A 513-nucleotide genomic window follows, 5' to 3' on the forward strand; every position below is an offset into this window, starting at 1 on the left:
GCTGAAGGAACTCAAGCAGCGTCACCTGTTCGTGCCACGCGGCACCAAGGTGCCCGCCGAAATCGCTGCTGTGTGCGAGGCAAACGTTGACATTGCATTGATCGAAAAACATTGGGATAGCCTGGTGCACTTGGCGGCCTCGGTCATGAGTGGGCACGCCAGCGCGGTGGCGGCTCTGGCGCGGTTTGGCTCTGCGGCCCAAGGCGATCCAATCTATGACGCTGGCGTGCAATTGGGACGTCTACTGCGCACGGCATTTTTGGCGGACTACTTTGTCAAAGACGCCTTCCGCAACGAATTGCGGCGAGTGCTCAACCGGGGCGAGGCGGTCAACGCCCTCAAGCGCGCCATTTATACCGGCCGGATCAGTCCGGCACAGGCCAAGCGTGTGGACGAAATGCAAGCAGTGGCCGACGCCTTGAGTCTGCTGGCCAACATCGTGATGGCATGGAATACCTCACAAATGCAGGCAGTTCTGGATCGCTGGTCGAACCGCCGGCAGGTCATTCCACC

1 protein-coding gene is annotated in these 513 nt (G+C 60.2%); it reads left to right on the forward strand.

The window, feature by feature from the left end:
• Positions 1-513, forward strand: a 513-nt coding sequence (locus ACFQND_RS12155; protein WP_377413580.1) for a Tn3 family transposase, incomplete at both ends; no start/stop codon positions are given.

Origin of the sequence: Polaromonas aquatica (genome assembly GCF_042659145.1) — a bacterium.
In the GTDB taxonomy this organism is placed as follows: domain Bacteria; phylum Pseudomonadota; class Gammaproteobacteria; order Burkholderiales; family Burkholderiaceae_C; genus Polaromonas; species Polaromonas aquatica.